20 protein-coding genes are annotated in these 18,322 nt (G+C 54.5%); 10 read left to right on the top strand and 10 right to left on the bottom strand.

The genetic code is table 11. From position 1 onward, the window contains the following. The 4 genes from JRG72_09915 to JRG72_09900 all read right to left on the bottom strand — a co-directional run. Positions 1–543 (bottom strand): response regulator (locus JRG72_09915; GenBank protein MBW2135521.1); only part of this gene is annotated, 543 nt, incomplete at its 3' end. Positions 544–552: 9 nt separating this feature from the next. Next, positions 553–2,172, bottom strand: coding sequence for an L-aspartate oxidase (nadB, locus tag JRG72_09910; GenBank protein MBW2135520.1), 1,620 nt, complete (start codon positions 2,170–2,172; stop codon positions 553–555). Between the two features lie 294 nt (positions 2,173–2,466). Further along, the gene (locus JRG72_09905; protein MBW2135519.1) at positions 2,467–3,303 is read right to left on the bottom strand and encodes an amidohydrolase family protein; all 837 of its coding nucleotides are present in this window, start codon (positions 3,301–3,303) and stop codon (positions 2,467–2,469) included. Between the two features lie 2 nt (positions 3,304–3,305). Beyond that, positions 3,306–3,635, bottom strand: coding sequence for a Smr/MutS family protein (locus JRG72_09900; GenBank protein ID MBW2135518.1), 330 nt, complete (start codon positions 3,633–3,635; stop codon positions 3,306–3,308). Between the two features lie 69 nt (positions 3,636–3,704). Between JRG72_09900 and JRG72_09895 the strand changes: the two genes are divergently transcribed. Continuing rightward, positions 3,705–4,613 carry a L,D-transpeptidase family protein gene (locus JRG72_09895; protein ID MBW2135517.1) on the top strand — a complete coding sequence of 303 codons (909 nt, stop codon included), beginning with the start codon at positions 3,705–3,707 and terminating at the stop codon, positions 4,611–4,613. Between the two features lie 64 nt (positions 4,614–4,677). On the opposite strand, the gene JRG72_09890 is transcribed toward JRG72_09895, so the two are convergent. The 6 genes from JRG72_09890 to JRG72_09865 form a co-directional block, all read right to left on the bottom strand. Next, complete coding sequence (locus JRG72_09890) at positions 4,678–5,292, bottom strand: hypothetical protein (protein ID MBW2135516.1); 615 nt, start codon at positions 5,290–5,292, stop codon at positions 4,678–4,680. Positions 5,293–5,405: 113 nt separating this feature from the next. Continuing rightward, positions 5,406–5,933, bottom strand: a complete 528-nt coding sequence (locus JRG72_09885; GenBank protein ID MBW2135515.1) for a hypothetical protein — start codon at positions 5,931–5,933, stop codon at positions 5,406–5,408. A gap of 24 nt (positions 5,934–5,957) precedes the next feature. Continuing rightward, complete coding sequence (locus JRG72_09880) at positions 5,958–6,200, bottom strand: hypothetical protein (protein ID MBW2135514.1); 243 nt, start codon at positions 6,198–6,200, stop codon at positions 5,958–5,960. A gap of 162 nt (positions 6,201–6,362) precedes the next feature. Continuing rightward, positions 6,363–7,346 (bottom strand): L,D-transpeptidase family protein, encoded by a 984-nt coding sequence (locus tag JRG72_09875; protein ID MBW2135513.1) that lies wholly within the window; start codon positions 7,344–7,346, stop codon positions 6,363–6,365. Between the two features lie 90 nt (positions 7,347–7,436). Continuing rightward, entirely contained in the window at positions 7,437–8,198 is a 762-nt protein-coding gene (locus JRG72_09870) for an endonuclease/exonuclease/phosphatase family protein (GenBank protein ID MBW2135512.1), read from the bottom strand. Positions 8,199–8,225: 27 nt separating this feature from the next. Continuing rightward, positions 8,226–9,389: an HD domain-containing protein gene (locus JRG72_09865; protein MBW2135511.1), complete on the bottom strand. Its 1,164-nt coding sequence runs from the start codon at positions 9,387–9,389 to the stop codon at positions 8,226–8,228. Positions 9,390–9,547: 158 nt separating this feature from the next. Between JRG72_09865 and JRG72_09860 the strand changes: the two genes are divergently transcribed. From JRG72_09860 to JRG72_09820, 9 genes are all read left to right on the top strand, one after another. Then, positions 9,548–9,829: an antibiotic biosynthesis monooxygenase gene (locus JRG72_09860; GenBank protein MBW2135510.1), complete on the top strand. Its 282-nt coding sequence runs from the start codon at positions 9,548–9,550 to the stop codon at positions 9,827–9,829. 315 nt (positions 9,830–10,144) lie between these two features. Beyond that, positions 10,145–11,044: a tyrosine recombinase XerC gene (locus tag JRG72_09855; protein ID MBW2135509.1), complete on the top strand. Its 900-nt coding sequence runs from the start codon at positions 10,145–10,147 to the stop codon at positions 11,042–11,044. Further along, positions 11,016–11,573, top strand: coding sequence for an ATP-dependent protease subunit HslV (hslV, locus tag JRG72_09850; protein ID MBW2135508.1), 558 nt, complete (start codon positions 11,016–11,018; stop codon positions 11,571–11,573). The genes JRG72_09855 and hslV overlap by 29 nt, the downstream gene beginning before the upstream one ends. A 117-nt stretch (positions 11,574–11,690) precedes the next feature. Further along, positions 11,691–13,040 carry an ATP-dependent protease ATPase subunit HslU gene (gene hslU / locus JRG72_09845; protein ID MBW2135507.1) on the top strand — a complete coding sequence of 450 codons (1,350 nt, stop codon included), beginning with the start codon at positions 11,691–11,693 and terminating at the stop codon, positions 13,038–13,040. Positions 13,041–13,106: 66 nt separating this feature from the next. After that, positions 13,107–13,988 carry an acetylglutamate kinase gene (gene argB / locus JRG72_09840; protein MBW2135506.1) on the top strand — a complete coding sequence of 294 codons (882 nt, stop codon included), beginning with the start codon at positions 13,107–13,109 and terminating at the stop codon, positions 13,986–13,988. Positions 13,989–14,002: 14 nt separating this feature from the next. Continuing rightward, positions 14,003–14,932, top strand: a complete 930-nt coding sequence (locus JRG72_09835; protein ID MBW2135505.1) for a site-specific DNA-methyltransferase — start codon at positions 14,003–14,005, stop codon at positions 14,930–14,932. An 86-nt stretch (positions 14,933–15,018) separates the two neighbouring features. After that, on the top strand, positions 15,019–16,215 hold the full coding sequence (locus JRG72_09830) for an acetylornithine transaminase (protein ID MBW2135504.1): 1,197 nt from the start codon (positions 15,019–15,021) through the stop codon (positions 16,213–16,215). A gap of 1 nt (position 16,216) precedes the next feature. Beyond that, on the top strand, positions 16,217–17,128 hold the full coding sequence (gene argF, locus JRG72_09825) for an ornithine carbamoyltransferase (GenBank protein MBW2135503.1): 912 nt from the start codon (positions 16,217–16,219) through the stop codon (positions 17,126–17,128). A 39-nt stretch (positions 17,129–17,167) separates the two neighbouring features. After that, a partial coding sequence (locus tag JRG72_09820) for an argininosuccinate synthase (GenBank protein ID MBW2135502.1) occupies positions 17,168–18,322 on the top strand: 1,155 nt, incomplete at its 3' end.

The raw sequence follows: 18,322 nt of genomic DNA, 5'->3' as shown, positions 1-18,322 counted from the left end.
AATGGTCTCCCAGATCAGATTGACAAGCAATTCAATGACCTGATCCAAATTCAAGGCCTTGCTTAATCCTTCGCCGATCTGACGGATGCGCTTGAGTTCCTGCAATCGCTGTTGGGTTAAGGCCTCCCGGGCAATAGTCAGTTCGGCCACCATGGCCTGATTGGCCTTGTATAGACGTTGCCGTTCCAGGGCCCGTTCAATCAGGGCAGTCAGGGATTCCAGATGGGGTATGGGCTTTAAGAGATAATCATAGGCTCCACGCCGCAGGGCCTCTACCGCACTATCCAGGTCAGCATATCCGGTAAAGATGATGACCTCAGTTTCAGGGGAGATCTGCTTGAATTGGGACAGGAGATCCAATCCGGAAATACCGGGCATGAACAGGTCCAAAATAGCAATCTCGAATTTTTCGGCCTGGAACTCGGTCAGCGCCTGTTGTCCATCGGTTACGGCCTGAACCTGGTAACCGGCTTCTTCCAGATATTCTTGTAAAGCGCTGGTGATCTGGGTGTCGTCATCTGCCAAGAGGATGTTGACGCTCATACCTCGCTTCTACCTGGCCAGAGAGACCAGTGTGTCTCGCTGCCAGTTAACCTCGTCTTTATAAGGATAATCCAGGTTATAATGCAATCCCCGACTCTCTTTGCGCTTCAGGGCGCAGGTAATGATCAGTTCGGCGACCACCGCCAGATTGCGGAGTTCCACCAGATCGCTGGTAATTAAAAAATTCCAATAATATTCATTAATCTCCTGCTGAATCAAGTCAATCCGATGCTTGGCCCGGGTGAGGCGCTTATCGGTCCGTACAATGCCGACATAATTCCACATAAAGCGGCGGATTTCATCCCAGTTTTGGGAAACGACGACGTTTTCATCGCTGTCTGCGGCCCCAAAGGGGTTCCACTCCAGCACCTCGGAAAGATCGGGCGGCCGCATCTGGGCCAAAGCCTCTTTGGAATGCTGGGCGGCTTGGTGGGCAAAGACCAAAGCCTCCAGTAAGGAATTGCTGGCCAAGCGGTTGGCGCCATGCAGGCCGGTCATCGACACCTCGCCGATGGCATAAAGATTGCGGATGGTAGTGCGGCCCACGGCATCGGTAACTACCCCCCCGCAGCAGTAGTGGGCGGCGGGGACCACCGGGATGGGCTCCTTGGTCATATCAATCCCCAGTGAGAGACACTTCTGATAAATGCTGGGGAATCGGGACCGCAAGAAATCCGCGGGCTTGTGGCTAATATCTAAAAAAACACAGTCATCCCCACTCTTCTTTAACTCCTCGTCAATGGCTCGGGCCACAATATCCCGGCAGGCCAGGTCTTTTAAAGGATGGTATTTCTCCATAAAGGGGACGCCGTGTTTATCCATGAGGATGCCCCCTTCGCCCCGGACGGCTTCGGAGATCAGGAAGTTCTTGGCCAGGGGGTGAAACAGACAGGTAGGATGAAATTGTACAAACTCCATATTACCGATCAGCGCCCCGGCCCGATAGGCAATTGCCACCCCGTCGCCGGTGGCAATATCCGGGTTGCTGGTGTAGAGATAGACCTTGCTGGCCCCGCCCGTGGCCAGCAAGATAATGGGAGCTACATAGGTTTCGACTTCGCCGCGGTCAATATTCAAGACATAAGCCCCCAGGCAGGATTCCTCGGCATTGGTCACGACTGCGCCCCGCCGCAGCAGCTTATGGCGCGTGATAAGATCAACCGCGATATGATTTTCAAAAACCTTGATGTTGGGATGCTCTAAAACCCGGTTAACCAATATGCGTTCGACTTCCTCGCCCGTCATGTCATGGGCATGGATAATACGACGTTTGGAATGACCGCCCTCGCGGGTCAGATCGTAACTGTTCTCACTCATACTGCGCAGATCGAAATGCGCCCCCATCTCTATCAACTCGGCAATGCGCTCCGGGCCCTGGTGGACTACCATTTCGACAATATCAGGATGACACAGACCATCCCCGGCTTCCAGGGTATCTTTAATATGCAGATCAAAACTATCTTCCGGACTCAATACCGCGGCAATGCCGCCCTGGGCCCGCCGGGTACTGGTGTCCATAATGCCTCGTTTGGTTACCACATTGACTGTCCCATAAGGGGCTACCTTAAGGGCATAACTCAAGCCTGCCAGCCCAGAGCCGATGACCAAGAAATCCGAATAGTATTGCATCAACTAATCCTTGCTAACATTCGCAAAATATTTCGATAATCATCGCGCCGGGTCAGCCAAAAAACAAGTATCCGCCTTAATCGCTATCCGGATGTCTGATATTCTGCTTCCATTGATGATGAGCTGAAGCAAGAGGAGTTCAAGACGGTAAATAATCAAATAAAAACCATACGATGAGAATCTTCCCGAATCCCCCGGCGAGTGGACTGATTCCAGAATAATATTAATTATAAAATTTTTCAAGATATTAAAATCTAGGCGATGATTTTTAGAAAGCCCGTCTCGGTCCGGTCCTCAGAGCCCTAACAAGCGCTCCATATTCTGGCGGGTGATCATCTGTTGCACCTCAGCGGTAATCCCGGCCTCTTGCATTTCGGCCAGATAACGAGACGGTGGCAGCAGGGGGTAATCACTGCCGAACAGGATCTTTTCCGGTCCAACGATTTCTGCCGCCAAGCGGTAAATTTGCGGATGATAGAGATAGGGGGACGCGGCCGTGTCAAAATAGACATTTTTTAGGGCTTCCGGCACCTCTTTTTTGAGCAGACCAAAGAACAGCAGGCCGCCGCCCCAGTGTGCCAGAATCAGGTTCAGGTCAGGGAAGGCGCGCACCACGCCATAGATTTCTTCCAGACCGACCGGACTTTTACCTGGGTAAGAGTGGCCGATGGGTTCATTGGTATGGAGCATCAGGGGGACCCGGTAGCCCTGGCAGAGGTCAGCAAGGGGAGCCAAGGCGGATACCAGCTCTGAGCCCGGAGCTTCGATATAAAAGGCCAATTCTCCCACCCCGCGGCAGCCCGCGGCCAGACAACGTTCGACCTCCCGGGCGGCTCCGGATTCCAAGGGGTTGACACAACAGAAGCCGATGAGCTGCTGCGGGTAGCGCTGCATGGCCTCCAGCACCGTGTCATTTTGCAGACGCCAGAGCCGCTCCTGCCGCCAGGGAAAGCCAAAGGTGACGGAGCGCTGCACCCCTTCGGCGGCCATGGCGGCCACCAGTTCAGCGGCGCTGATTAATCGGGCCCGGGGTGAGTCATACAGCCAGCGAAAGGCCGGCTCATCAGCAAAGAAATCTTCCCGGTGACGGATCACCGGATCAGGAAAGATATGCGTATGCACGTCCAGGATCATTACTGTGACTCCGAGGTCAGATAGACCAAGGTAGCTCCCCAACCGCCGCCCCGAGGATCGGCATCAGCAAAGCCGGCCACCAACGGATGCCGCTTCAGAATGGCCTGGACCCGGGCCTTTAAGGCTCCGGTGCCCTTGCCGTGGATGAGTTTGACCTCCAATAAACCCCGCCGATGACAAAGCTCTAGATATTCGGGGATTAAGGTGCCCAGGTCTTGGGGTCGAAAGGTGTGGAGATCGAGACGATCCTCCAGGGGAATTACTTGTGGTTCAGGTAAAGGCTGGGGTTGGGGTGAGGTAAGTTTGTTTTTTCCTTTTTGCCGGCTCACCTTTTTTCTCTTTGATAACGGGCCGCTTTAGCTTATATTTATGAAATCTGAATAACTAACAGGATACCGATGCCCTTTCTTAAGTTACTCCGCTTTTTAACTTTGTTGGTCTGTCTCTGGTGTCCTTCGACCCCGGCTCGGCCGGCCGGCCCGTTCGCCTATCGCCTGCCCCAAAGGCCAGTGGGCATTGATCCCCAGGCCTGGACGGTGGTGGGTGAGCCCCAGACTCACCATCTGGTCCGGTACGAAAATATGTATTTTATTGCCCGGCGCTATGACCTGGGATTTTGGGAATTAGCCCGGTACCACCGGGAAATAGACCACTGGTATCTGCCCTGGGGGCAGGATCTGGACATTCCCACCCGCTGGATTCTCCCCCCAGTGCCGACGCCGCAAGGAATCATTATTAACGCCGCGGAATTGCGCCTCTACCGCTTCTTCCCGGATCAGGGCCAGGTCAGAACCTACCCTATCGGCATCGGGGTCATGGACTATAAGACTCCCTTCCGCCAGTTTCGGGTTACCGCCAAGGCTGAAAATCCTGGCTGGCGAATCCCCGTTTCCCTCCGGAAAAAATATGGCATGTCCTATATGCCGCCGGGTGATGAAAACCCGGTCGGCAGCCATTGGCTAGGGTTATCGCATTACGGCATCCACGGCACCTGTTATCCTCACGGGGTCGGGAGACTGGTGAGTCATGGTTGCATCCGCCTCTATCCCGAGGATATTGCCGAGCTATACCAGCTGACCCCGGTCGGCACCCCGGTGCAAATCATCTATGCTCCGGTGAAATTGGGCTTTCGGGATGGTCGCATCTTCATCGAAGTTCATAAAGATGTCTACCATAAAATTCCCGATATGCTGCTGTACGCCCGGGAACTGATCCAAAACCACCACCTGGAGAACTATATCAACTGGACCCGTTTCCTGCGAGCTATCGAAGAAGAGACCGGGGCGCCGGTGGATATCAGTCGGTAATCTTCCTAAGTTGTTATTATCCCCTTAAAATTGGTCGGTTAACCGTCACGCCTGGGCCTGGCCCTCAGGATTTCTTGGTCAACAGCCCGGCAATCTCCAATTCATGTTGAGTAATGGTTTGCATACGGTCAAGGATGGCCAAAAAAATCGGACCGGCTTGCGGCAGGCACAGGCCCTCGATCAGGCGAGCTTCATGTTCGGTAGCGAATTCCAGGCAGGCCTGGCGCATCTTCTGGCCCTCTTCGACGACGTATTTCTTAAGAAATTGATTATCGGTATGGACAATATCGACCAGGGAACGCAGTATTCCAACCTGATGATCAAAAAGATAATTGGTCTGAGCCACCGCTTTATCCGAGAACAACACCGCCTCCTGAATCTTTTTCTGCAGCGGTTCGGCCAGGCGGGCCAAATTATCGCCGATGGCGTTCAGATGGGAGAGGATACTGTGCAGCTGGAGCAATGTGGTCTTTTCGCTCCCAGAGGCTCGGGACAACAGCCCTTCCACCTGGCCGATTGCCGCGTTGATCTTTTGGGTAAAGGTCTCATGTTGCTGGTTAAGGTCGATCAAACACTGGCGGCGATGCCGGTTAAAGGCGTCCCGCGCCGTTCCGGTCATGTTTATTAGCTGGTCGACAATGGGGCCTAACTGCTGCTTTAGCTCGCGGGTCGCATCCATGATCTGTCTCCTTTATCTGCATAAATGTTGATCATCATGCCTTGAGGTCGGATAGAAAATGGCTATGAGTTTACCAGGACCCAAAGAACTTCGCTCACCCTCGTTCCTCGGGATTACTTTTTTATAAATTTAAAGGCTATCTCTTGATTGCGCAGGTTGTAGATCTGGGACTTGACATACATCTGGTGGGCCAGATCATATTCCCGTTTGGCTTCGGTGAGTTGTTGAACCGATGCCTCCTCCTTTCCTTGTTTTTCCAAATCCCGGCTCAGGGCTTCCTTTTGCTGGGCGGACTGCATCAACTCATCGCCCTGGGCATAATAATCGGTGGCCAGTTTTTTGTTGATCGCCTCCTGCTTCATTTCGGCAGGGCTCAGTTTTCGTTGCATGAGTTCTTGTGAAAGTTCATTCTGCAAAGTAGAAAAGAGGGAGTTGGCCTCCTTGGCCAGGGCTTTGGCCTCAGCGGTAAAGTTACCTTCCAACTTCTGTTGGGCTTTGTCTAAAAGTGACACCGCCCGCTGGTAGAGCAGGGCCTGATCTGGTGTTGAAGCACTCTGGGCCAGAACCTGCGTGGCCCCTAGCAGGCCCAGGGTCAGCAGTCCGATCCCCATCATTCTAAGCAAGGTAATCTGGTAGGTCATTATTGACTCTCCTTTTAAGGATTCTTAATGTAAGCGGAAGGTTTCGGTAATAGCGCGCTGAAACCGGGGCTGATAGATCAGGTCGAACACCGCCTCCTTGCCTGGAAAAAGCGTCAAGGCCTGGGCGCGTATATTAGCTACCATTCTGGCCGCCTGCTCCTGGTTGACCTCACCGGAGCGGATCAGCCGCAAAGCTTGATCTACTAAAAACCGCAGATACGCTAATTTGCGGTTCTCTTCCCTGATTTCGGCCGTGCTAAAAGACATCTGGCGACACCGTCGGTTAAAAGCAGATTATTTCCCTGGTTCAAGCATTAACCAGCACCCGGTGATTGTCCGGTAGTGTTCTTGAAAAAAACCGTCTGACTGTCTCGGAGGGTTTGGTCTCAAACGCCCCGCGTCTTTTAATTCAATAATGTTATCGTGTTTTCAAGATTCTGGCAAGTTGGAAACCGGGGTTTTTTTCTGACCCGACGGTACGTTCTGGCCAATGACGGTATCGGAAGGGTCTTTTCGGGTAATATCCTCAGCAATGCCCTCTTTGTCTCTGATAACTTCATAGACCCGCTTCCAATTCACCAAATCTTCCAGATGATGTCTTTTGATCAGGTCCTCCACCCCGGTAATGGAATCTAGGCCCTTGCGATAAATATCGGGGTGCACCTCCAAATACACCCGCCGGTCTTGGGTGACAGCAATTTTGAAGGGCCGGTAGATGATTTTTACTGGGGTACCGATCTCTACATGCTCAAACAGCTCGGCAATTTCCTCCGCCAGCATGCGGATGCAGCCATGGGAGGCAAAATGTCCTACCGTCCAGGGTCGGGGAGTGGCATGAATCCCCACTCCCGGGGCAGAGGTGGCCAGCCAGTAAGAACCCAGAGGGTTTTTCGGACCGGGGGGGACCGAAGTCAGCACCTCTCGCCCATTGGCCGCCATCTCCCGCTGGATAGAGGGTGGCACCAGCCAGGTGGGATTCCGGACTTTATTGATAATCTCGAATTCACCGGTAGGGGTTTGCCAGGTGCGGCGGCCTACCGCCAGGGTATAATGTCTTTGAAAATTGCCCTGATCAAAACGATAAAGCCTCAATTCCGGTATGTTGATGACCAGTCCATGGTCTAATTCTTTGGGTATAATATGAGTATTGGTAATGGTCAGGGTCATTCCGGGACGCAACCGCGGTTTTTGAGGAAGATTATTGCGACGAGCCAAGACCCGCCAGCGGACCCCTTTCTGACGGGCGATCTGACTTAGTTGATCCCCCTTTTTTACAGAATATTCCTCGGTACTTCCAGTGACCTGTTGGTAGAGCGGCTGAACCTCGACATCCCACGGAGCCGCTAGCGCCGCGCTTCCCCCAACCCCAAACAGCCAGATTAATAATAGACTCCCGATTAATCGGCGGCCCATCTCCCCCCTCCTGGCCTTGCGACTTTTTTGAAGTGTGCCGGGCTTGAACTTACTACTTCCCCCTTCAAACGTTGTCTAAGCTATGACTGCTCAATATTCTAAATCCACCAGATACGGAAAGTGATCAGAGGGGTAGCGGCCATTGACGTTATAGGTAATAATCATGGCCTCCCTCACCCTAAACGGTGGAGTAATCAGCACCCAATCAATCCGGTGGCCGAAAAGTTCGCCGGTAAATTTATGCTGAGTGGTAATCTCTGCTTCGGGGCGATTCAGCAAAGTCCAGGTGTCCCGAAATGGACTGCCGTCCTCGACCAGCAGCCGATGCACCTCAGAGCCGGGGTGATCATTGAAATCCCCGGCCAGAATAGTCGGCTGACCGACTTGGGCAAAATATTCCTGAATTATCCGGGCTCCCATCAATCGGGCCGGCTCCGAGATATGGTCCAAATGAGTGTCGGCAAAATAAAACCACTGGTCCCGATCAATCTCCCGGAACTGGCCAAAAGTAACCATCCGGGGAAAGGCGCTGCCCCAATCTTTACTGCGATGCACCCCTGGGGTTGTTGATAACCAAAATTCCGTTCCCGGCCCCGGGACCATGTTCTGGGCACGATAGAAAATAGTGGGATACTGACAGGTTGGATCAATGTGGCGATGCGCTACAAAGGGTAGATAGCCGGTCAGGTGGGCGGTTAGATAATCTAACTGCGGCACGGTGCCTTCCTGGGTGCCGATTAGATCCGGCTGATAGGCCCAAATGGTCTCCAGCACCAGCTCCTTGCGGTATTTCCATTGAAAAGGGCCGTCCTCAGCTGTTTCAAAGCGCAGGTTAAAGGTCATGACTCGCATCCGTGTGACTCCTTCAGCCGGATCGGTTCAGGCAAAACGCGCCGGCAGCGGCTGCGGGAAAAAGAGTTCCTGACATTGCCGCAGAAAATAGGCATCGGTCATAGAGGCCAGGAAATCCCGGACGATTTCGGCCGGCTGACTGGCTTCCCAATAGACCGGCTGCATCTGAGCCAAAAAATCCACCCAGATCGGCGACTGCCGCTGCTCCTGCTCCAGATCCTGTAGAAATCGGTCAAACAGAGCGCCAAAGAGTTTCTCGATCTTGCCGGTTTCCACCTTGATGCGGGGATTATTGTAAATACGCTGATAGTTGAACTCCCTGAGTTGGCGCAGCGCCGCCCCGATTTCCGGACTGTAACAGACATAATTCTTGTTAAAGCTGTTTTCAATAAGATCGGAAACCAGAGAATAAACTATAGTACCGTTGGTCTGACCAAGCTGGGTCTGGACTAGCGGTGGTAAATCCTCACGACGCACCAGGTTCAACAGGATAGCGTCTTCTAAATCCCGCCCGATATAACTGATGGTGTCGGCCAAACGCACCACACAGCCTTCCAGAGTCATGGGCTTGAGGTTTATCTCCGGATCCGCCAGTTTCATGTCGATTTCCCTCTGGAGTTGGGCAAAAGTTTTCTCCCGGTCCGGGGCCAGGCGTTCCAGGTGACTTTCGCCATCATGACTGAGGATGCCGTCCAAAACCTGCAAGGAAAGGTTCAGACCCCGCCCCCCTTTTTCAACCCGATCCAAAAAGCGCACCCCCTGGACACTGTGGACAAAATGACCGATGCCGTGGGCCTGGCACAAGCGGCTGAGGATGTCTTCACCGTCATGGCCAAAGGGCGGATGGCCAATATCATGGCCCAAAGCAATGGCCTCCAAGAGATCATCATTGAGACGTAAAAATCGCCCAATGGTCCGAGCGATTTTGGACAGCAGCTGCACATGCAAGACCCGGTGACTGATCTGGTCATGATCGATCAGATAAAATACCTGGGTTTTATCAATATATCGGGTGTAGGCCCGGGAGTGGAGAATGCGGTCGGTATCCACGGCAAAATTCTGCCGGTGACCATAATCAATCCGCTCTTCATATTGCCGCCGGATGGCCTGACGGCTGCGGGTGGCATAGGGCGATAGCCAGGCATCTTCCTGGCGATCTAACTCATCCCGTAATTCCTTTAAATCGGTCATAAAATCCCCTACATTTATATTACCACAGGTGTTCGGCGACCAACAAGATGTTTCCTGGCCCCCGTGAGATTTTCCTTGACGCCGCTTATTACAGGCCGTATCCTTGAAACAGAAACTTAGACTGGCGTCCACCAATCTACCATGGGGAGGGAGTGCCAATGATCAAAGTGTTCATGGAACGAACCATTAAGGGCAAAAATGTCAGTGAGATAGTAAGGTTATTGAGAATGCTGCGGGTCAAGGCCATGCAGCAGCCCGGTTATATTTCCGGAGAGACCCTCCACGCCATCGATGATCCCAACCATTATCTGGTCATCAGTAGCTGGGAGAACCCGACGGATTGGGAAGCCTGGTACCATAACCCGGAGCGTCAAAAACTTCAGAGTGAATTAGACAAGTATCTCGAATCCCCCACTAAAATGCGTATTTTTATCTATTAGCCCGCCACCTTCCCCAGGTATGGGATTTCCTCCGCCAGGCGACTTTGAGTCGCCGGTTTTTTTTAAAAATGCCGGGCCTTATAAGTCAAATCCCAAATTACAATCAAAGGGAGATTTTTGTAAGGGTTTGATTTATCAAATTCTTTTGGACCTAATAAATTGCCCTCTACGGTCGCGGTAACCTGGCCAGGCTCCCTTACGATCGCCAGGTTAGATTGCCTTAAATCAAGTTGTTTCAAAAATTTGATTTTTTAAATATGATAATATATTATAAATGCTTTCAATTTGGTTATCAGGAGGCCTGAGTCAGGGTTTATGTGGGCCTGTTTAGAAGACTTTATACGCTATCTGAAGATCGAGCGTCATTTGTCGCCCCATACGATCCGCAACTACCAGAGCGACCTGAAGCAATTTCTGGAATTCCTGGAAGGCAGGCAGCCGCCCCGGACACTGGCCACTCTGAATTATCAGGATTTGCGGGCCTTTTTGGCCTATCGGCACCGGCTCAACCAAAAGGTCTCGGTAGCCCGGAAGCTGGCGGCGCTGCGAACTTTTTGTAAGTACCTGGTGAGACGAGGGTGCTTATCCCAGAACCTGGCGGCCCTGGCCCCCGGTCCCAAACTGGATCGACATTTGCCCAGATTCTTGACTATTGACGAAGTTTTTCATTTACTGGAGCAGGCACCCGGGGCAACGGTCCTGGAGTTGCGCGATCAGGCCATCCTGGAAGTCTTTTATTCCGGCGGTTTGCGGGTCTCAGAACTGGTCAGCTTAGATCTGGCCGATGTGGACTTAGAACATCGGCTGCTCCGGGTCCAGGGCAAGGGCGGCAAGGAACGGCTGGCGGTCCTGGGCGATCCGGCCCAGCGGGCCCTGGCTGTCTATCTGGAGCGACGTCTGGAACTTCTTATGAAGCAGCCGGAGGAATGTAGACAAGAGGCGGTTTTTTTGAATTATCGGGGCGGACGCCTGACAACCCGCAGTGTAGCCCGCTTGGTGGAAAAATGGGCCAGGCAGGCCGGGTTGCTGCAACCCTTGACGCCACATGGTTTGCGGCATACCTTTGCCACCCATCTGCTGGAAGGCAAGGCCGACTTGCGGGCGGTTCAGGAACTGCTGGGCCACGCCCAGCTTTCCAGTACCCAGAGATATCTCCATATCAATCTGGATTACTTGATGGAGGTTTATGATCGTGCCCATCCCCGCGGCAAATAAGCCGTTTCAGGGAACGACGATATTAGCGGTACGCCGCGGCCGCCAAGTGGCGGTCGCCGGTGATGGCCAAGTGACCTTGGGCGAGATGGTGATGAAGCATCGGGCCAAAAAGGTCCGCAAAATCTATCATGGCAAGATTATCGTCGGGTTCGCCGGGGCCACTGCCGATGCCCTCAGCCTGTTTGAGCGCTTTGAGGGCAAACTGGATAAACACCAAGGCAATATGACCCGGGCCGTGGTGGAGTTGGCCAAGGACTGGCGCACTGACCGGGTCTTGCGACGGTTGGAGGCCTTGCTTCTGGTGGTCGACGGCGACAACACCTTTCTCATTTCCGGCAACGGCGACGTTATCGAACCCGACGACGGTCTGATGGCCATCGGTTCCGGCGGACCTTATGCTCTGGCCGCGGCCCGGGCCTTGCTTAAATATTCGGAACTGGAGCCCCGGCAGATCTGCCAGGAGGCCATGGCCATCGCGGCTTCTTGTTGCATTTATACCAATCAGGAGATTGTGATCGAAGAGCTTTAAATTCTGACCCAAATCAGAAGGACTTTAAGCATAATTAAGTTACACCATGGAAAAGAAAGGATAGCGCGATCATTCGCCATTAAAAATATCGTTATGGAATTAGTGAGATCATTACCCATGCGCGGCGATCATCTGACGCCGCGGGAAATCGTGTCGGAGCTGGATAAATACATCATCGGCCAAGCTGAGGCCAAGCGCTCGGTGGCCATTGCCCTACGCAACCGCTGGCGGCGGCAGCAGATTCCCGAGGGCTTGCGGGATGAAGTAGCCCCCAAAAACATCATTATGATCGGCCCCACCGGGGTGGGCAAGACCGAAATTGCCCGGCGGCTGGCCAAACTGGCCCAATCGCCGTTTCTGAAGATCGAGGCCAGCAAGTTCACCGAGGTCGGCTATGTGGGCCGCGATGTTGAGTCGATGATCCGCGACCTGATGGAACTGGCGGTCAATATGGTTAAAGCCGAGGAACGCGAGAAGGTCAAGGTCAAGGCTCAAGAAGTGGCCGAAGAGCGTTTGCTGGATCTGTTGCTGCCCCCTAGCCCGCGGCGCCCGGACGCGGAAACCCCGGCTCCCAAACCAGAGGATAAAGACCAGACCCGGGAAAAGCTCCGGCGGTTGCTTAGAGAAGGGCGGCTGGATGACCGTTATGTCGATCTTGAGGTCACGCAGCGGACCATGCCCATGGTGGAAATCTTTTCCAGTGCCGGGCTGGAGGAAATGGACATCAATTTCAAAGAGATGTTCGGCAATCTGTTTCCGGCCCAAACCAAGCGGCGCAAAGTCAAGATCTGTGAAGCCCGGGAGATTCTGATTCAGGAGGAAGCCCAGCGGCTGATTGACATGGACCGAGTGATTGAAGATGCCCGCCGCAAGGTAGAACAGAGCGGCATCATTTTTCTAGATGAAATCGACAAGATCGTCGGCCGCGACCATAGCCGGGGGCCGGATGTATCGCGGGAAGGGGTGCAGCGCGATCTGTTGCCCATCGTCGAAGGCTCCACGGTCACTACCAAACACGGCATGGTGCGCACCGACCATATTCTGTTCATCGCCTCGGGGGCCTTCCATATCTCCAAGCCATCCGATCTGATCCCGGAGATGCAAGGCCGCTTCCCCATCCGGGTGGAGTTGCAAGCCCTAGGGCAGGAGGAATTTGAACGCATCCTGACCGAACCGGAAAATGCCCTGGTCAAGCAATATCAGGCGCTAATGGCCACTGAGGGGATTGAGCTGGAGTTTGAGCCGGACGCCATCAAAGAGATTGCCGCCCTGGCCACCCGGGTCAATGAACGCACCGAAAACATCGGGGCGCGCCGGCTGCACACGGTGATGGAGAAGCTGGTCGAAGATATCTCTTTTAATGCCCCGGAGCTGGCCAGATCCAAGATCACCATTACCGCCGCCTATGTTCAGGAACGGTTAGCAGCCCTGATTGCGGACGAAGACCTGAGTCGTTATATTCTCTAATTTTGGCACCGGCATCTTGCCCGTGCTTTGGGAACAGGCTGGAAGCCTGTTCCCCTGCTTTTGGCGATGCAAGAGTGGATTAATAAAGCCCAGATTCTTATTGAGGCCCTGCCCTATATGCGGCGCTTTCTGGGGCACACCCTGGTCATCAAGTATGGCGGCCATGCCATGAAAGACGAGGGCCTGAAGCAGGGCTTTGCCCAGGATATTACTTTACTTAAATACTTAGGCCTTAATCCGGTGGTGGTGCATGGTGGCGGCCCGCAGATCAGCCAGACGCTGCAACGCATGGGCATTCAGTCCCAATTCGTCGAGGGCCTGCGGGTCACCGACGGCGAGACCATGGACGTGGTGGAGATGGTCCTGGGGGGCAAGGTCAATAAAGAGATCGTCAACCTGATCAATGCCGCCGGCGGCCGGGCCGTGGGCTTAACCGGCAAGGATGGCCAATTGATCCAGGCGCAAAAAATGCACCTCCACCGCCCCCGGGGTCAGGAAGAACCGCCGGAGATCATCGACATCGGCATGGTCGGCCAGGTGACCAGCATCGATACCGCGGTGATCGAGACCTTGCAAAGCCATAATTTCATCCCCATCATCGCGCCGGTGGGGGTCGGTGAGGCAGGCGAAACCTACAACATCAATGCCGACCTGGTGGCCAGCCAGATTGCCGCGGCCTTAAAAGCCACCAAGCTCATCCTGCTCACCGACGTGCCCGGGGTGCTGGATGAACACGGCCGGTTGATTTCTACCCTGACCCGGGAACTGGCCCTGGAGGGCATCTCCCAGGGAGTCATCCAGGGCGGCATGATTCCCAAGGTTAACTGCTGCCTGGAGGCCATCGCCGCGGGCGTGGCCAAGTCCCACATTATCGACGGGCGGCTGCTGCATGCGGTCCTGCTGGAGATTTTCACGGACCAGGGCATCGGCACGGAGATTGTGGCATAAACAGCGGCATATTGATGCGGACTAGAACCAATAGATCGGGAACCCAGACCAGCGCCTTCGGTTCACCGGGTAGAATTGGCCATGATGCCAGTCGCTTTTATGCCAGCAAATTATATGAAGCTTTACCACAAGAGCAGAAGCTAAAATATTTCGAAAACACCGTTCCAGAAGAATTTTTGAATAAGATTTTTTGCAAGTCTTCTGAAATAATGGCTGAATTACCCGACGCCAGCGTGCATCTGATGGTGACCTCGCCCCCTTACAACGTGGGCAAAGAATATGATGAGGACTTGACGCTGGACGGCTACCGGAAGTTCCTGAAACGGGTGTGGCAGGAGGTTAAGCGGGTTTTGGTGCCCGGCGGCCGGGCCTGCATCAACGTCGCCAACCTGGGCCGCAAGCCCTATGTGCCCCTTAATGCCTGTCTGGCCCAGGATCTGCAGGACCTTGGTCTGCTGATGCGGGGTGAGATCATCTGGAACAAGGCGGCCAGCGCCAGTCCGTCCACGGCCTGGGGCAGTTGGCGTTCGGCAGCCAACCCGACGCTCAGGGACGTCCATGAATATATTCTGGTATTCTCCAAGGGGAACTTTTCCCGCCAAAACCCCTCTAAACGGGAAAGCACCATTACCAGAGACAATTTTCTGGAATTTACCAAAAGTGTTTGGACCTTTCCGGCGGAGTCGGCCCGGTCGGTGGGCCACCCGGCGCCCTTTCCGGTAGAGTTGCCCTATCGCTTAATTCAACTATACACCTTCAAAGGCGAGGTAGTATTGGACCCCTTCATGGGCAGTGGTCAAACCGCCATTGCCGCGCTCAAAGCCGGGCGCAGCTATGTCGGTTATGAACTGGAAGAACAATATGTCCGATTGGCGGCCAGACGGATTAATGAATTCCGCCTGAAGTGGCAAATCCCGCGTTTATTTGAGCACTTTGCGGACTAATCTATTATTTTTATAAAATTGATCTAAAATCATTGGAAAAGCTCATGGCGACCGTACAACCGCAAAAGGAACATCAGGAAACCACAATGGCTCTGACGAGTCAGAACTGGATGGAACGGGGACAGCGGGTCTTGATCCCGACTTACGCCCGCCAGCCCCTGGTGCTGGTCCGGGGTCAGGGGGTTCAAGTCTGGGATGTCGAAGGCAAGGAATATATGGATTTTGTGGCCGGTATCTCCGTATGCAATCTGGGCCATGTGCACCCCGAGGTCAGCGCCGCGCTCAATCGCCAGGTGCAGGAATTGGTCCATGTTTCCAATCTTTACCATATTCCCAACCAGATCGAATTGGCTGAGCGATTAACCCGCCTGAGTTTCGCCGACCGCGCCTTTTTCTGCAACAGCGGCGCAGAGGCCAACGAAGGGGCTATCAAGCTCTGTCGCCGTTACGCCTTCAAGCGCTTTGGCCCCGAGCGTTACCAGATTATTTGCATGCGCAATTCTTTTCATGGGCGGACTTTGGCCACCCTGTCGGCCACCGGCCAGGAAAAATTCTGGCAGGGCTTCGCACCGCTGATGCCGGGATTTTTATTCGTTCCTTTTAATGATCTGCAGGCAGTGGAACAGGCCATTGATGCCAGCACCGCGGCCATCCTGGTTGAGCCGATTCAGGGGGAAGGCGGGGTGCAGATGCCGGGGCCGGGTTATCTGGAAGGATTGCGGCAGCTCTGTGATCGCCATCAACTGTTGCTGGTATTCGATGAAGTGCAGACCGGCATGGGCCGTACCGGCAAGCTCTTTGCCTACGAACATTTCGGCATTGCACCGGATATCATGACCCTGGCCAAAGCCTTGGCCAACGGGCTGCCCATTGGGGCGCTGTTGGCCACCGACCGGGCAGCTCAGGCCTTTGGTCCGGGCAGCCATGCCAGCACCTTTGGCGGCGGCCCGGTGGTCACTGCCGCGGCCCGGGCCGTGCTCGATATTATCTCACAGCCGACCTTTCTGGCTGAAGTCGAAAAAAAAGGTGAGTATTTTAAAAAAGAGCTGCAACAGCTCCAGGCCCGATATGACCTGATCAAAGAAGTTCGCGGGCTGGGTCTGATGCTGGCCTTGGAGCTGGACCAGGACGGCGGCCCGGTGGTCGTCGCCTGTCGGGAGCGCGGGGCCTTGATCAATTGCACCCAGGGCAATATTTTACGTTTTCTGCCGCCGTTGATCGTAACCAGGGACGAGATTGATCGATTTTTGGAAATTCTGACCGAGGCCTTAAAGGTGCTGTAAGATGAAGCGTGATCTGTTAACTATTCTGGATTTGGATAAAGCCGAGATCTTAAACCTGATCCGGCGGGCCCTGGAATTAAAAGAGGGACACCGACAGAGGCAGAGTCACATGCCGCTCGTGGGCAAAACCCTGGCGATGATTTTTGACAAGCCCTCCACCCGCACCCGGGTGTCGTTTGAAGCCGGCATGGCTCAGTTAGGGGGTAGCACCATCTACCTCAGCCGGGGGGATACGCAACTGGCCCGGCAGGAACCGCTCGCCGATACTGCCCGGGTCTTGTCCCGCTACGTCGACGGGGTGGTGATCCGCACCTATGAGCAGCAGATGATAGAGGAAATGGCCCGCCACGCGTCTATTCCGGTGATCAATGGCCTTACCGATACGCACCACCCCTGTCAGGTGTTAAGCGATCTGTTGACCATTCAGGAGCGCTTCGGACGGGTCACCGACCTCAAGGTGGCCTGGCTGGGAGACGGCAACAACATGGCCAACTCCTGGATTACGGCGGCCTTGCGCCTGGATTTTGCCCTGTACCTGGCCTGTCCCCGGGGATATGAGCCGGATGCGGGATTGCTGGCTCAGGCCCATGCCAAGGGCCGATCGGTATATCTCTCGGATGATCCTGATCGAGCCGTCCAGGACGCCGAGGTTATTAACACCGATGTCTGGGCTTCGATGGGCCAGGAGAGCGAAGCCCCGGAGCGGCGACAGCAATTCGCCCGCTTTCAGGTTAATACGGAACGGCTGCAACAGGCCAAACCCGAGGCCATCATCCTCCATTGCCTGCCCGCCCACCGCGGCGAAGAGATTACCGACGCGGTGCTCGATGGCCCGCAGTCGGCTGCCTGGGATCAGGCCGAAAACCGGCTGCACCTCCAGAAGGCGCTGTTGGAGTGGCTGCTGGGATCTTGACCATAACAGCCAAAATTTGGCAAGGAATGAATCGAATAAATGACTGAAATCAACAAGATCGTGCTGGCGTATTCTGGGGGGTTGGATACCTCGGTGATTTTAAAGTGGCTGCAGGAAACCTACCAATGCCCGATTATTGCCTTTGCCGCTAATTTGGGTCAGGACGAGAATCTCGAGGAGATGGAGGACAAGGCCCTGCAAACCGGGGCCGCCAAGGTCTATCTGGATGATCTGGTCGAGGAATTCGTCAGCGACTTTGTGTTCCCGGCGTTGCGGGCCAACGCCATTTATGAGAGCCAGTATCTGCTGGGGACTTCCTTGGCCCGACCCCTGATTGCCAAGCGTCAGGTGGAGATCGCCCGGCTGGAGGAGGCCGCCGCGGTCAGCCACGGCGCTACCGGGAAGGGCAACGACCAGGTGCGGTTTGAACTGACTTACCAGGCCCTGGCGCCGGAGCTGAAAATCATTGCTCCTTGGCGGCTGTGGCCCTTCCGGTCCCGTTCTGATCTGGTTGAATATGCCCGGCGCCGTGGCATTGCGGTGCCGGTGACCCCGGAAAAGCCCTATTCCATTGATCAGAATCTCCTGCATACCAGTTTTGAAGGCGGGATCCTGGAAGACCCCTGGGCCGAGCCTCCGGCCGACATGTTTCTATTAACCGCTGCCCCCGAGGACGCGGTAGATCGGCCGCAATATCTGGAGATTGACTTTGAAGCCGGCAATCCGGTGGCGGTGGATGGAGTGCGTTTCACTCCGGCCCCGCTGCTGGCCCACTTGAACCGCTTGGGAGGCGAACACGGCATCGGCCGGGTGGATGTGGTGGAGAATCGCTATGTGGGCATGAAGTCGCGAGGCGTCTATGAAACTCCGGGGGGTACCATTTTACGGGTGGCACATCAGGCGGTGGAATCGATCACCCTGGACCGGGAGGTCATGCACCTCCGGGATAGCCTCATCCCCCGTTACGCCGAACTGGTCTATTATGGTTACTGGTTTTCGCCGGAGATGCGGGTCTTACAAAAACTGATCGACGAAACCCAGGTCGAGGTCACCGGCACCGCCCGCTTGAAATTATACAAAGGCAATGTCACGGTGGTAGGCCGCAAGGCGGAAAAATCACTTTATCGCCCTGAACTGGCCACTTTTGAGGAAGGGGAAGAATATCAGCAGGGCGACGCCACCGGCTTTATCCGG

It is taken from the genome of Deltaproteobacteria bacterium, from assembly GCA_019309545.1.
GTDB lineage: Bacteria > Desulfobacterota > Desulfobaccia > Desulfobaccales > Desulfobaccaceae > Desulfobacca_B.
The sequence above is the reverse complement of the archived record's forward strand: the minus strand, read 5'-3'. Positions and strand labels throughout refer to the sequence as shown.